General features: G+C 37.4%; 1 protein-coding gene. It reads left to right on the forward strand.

Translation table 11 applies throughout. The features are described 5' to 3' along the window. Positions 1-158 (forward strand): SDR family oxidoreductase (locus SCA31_RS23970; protein ID WP_410699497.1); only part of this gene is annotated, 158 nt, incomplete at its 5' end. Positions 159-262: the final 104 nt, after the last annotated feature.

Raw genomic sequence — 262 nt, forward strand, 5'->3', positions numbered from 1 at the left:
TAGAAGAAAAAAGAATTCAGGAATGGAGAGACAGTATTCCAATGAAGAGATTAGGAAATACACTAGATGTTGCGAATGCCTGCGTCTTTTTAGGAAGCGATATGGCGGCTTACATTTCAGGTCAGACCTTGAATGTTGACGGCGCAATGCTTACATAAAATACAATACAATATATAAAGAAAGCCATATCACTGATATGGCTTTCTTTTTTAGTCTTTAAAAATCTGGTTTTCCTGCTCCTGCACCCGTATGAAAGTAGTTC

Origin of the sequence: Chryseobacterium sp. SIMBA_028 (assembly GCF_046535285.1) — a bacterium.
Classification (GTDB): domain Bacteria; phylum Bacteroidota; class Bacteroidia; order Flavobacteriales; family Weeksellaceae; genus Chryseobacterium.